Below are 285 nucleotides of genomic sequence, written 5' to 3'. Positions count from 1 at the left end.
TTCCTGGGAAATCGGGTTGCTGTCTGACACAACAGCCAATCCTAGCGCGTTCGCCCTGATCCCTACATTCCTGAGCTCGCGCGAATCGGGCGCAGGGGCTCTTGGGAGACCCATTTGGTATCCCAAATCGCCCGGATGCGGGTGATCCGGGCTGGGGTGAGTGGGCTTGTGGGGGTGGTTTCTGAGGTGTGTGGTTCTGGGGTGCCTGGGTGGGGCGAGGGTGCTTGGTTTGGCATAGGGCTCAGGGCGGGCAGAGAGCTGTGACGCTGTCACGCAAGCAAGGAC

The sequence above is a fragment of the Leucobacter sp. M11 genome (assembly GCF_035726885.1).
Classification (GTDB): domain Bacteria; phylum Actinomycetota; class Actinomycetes; order Actinomycetales; family Microbacteriaceae; genus JAPFRB01.
This window is presented reverse-complemented; position numbering follows the sequence as displayed.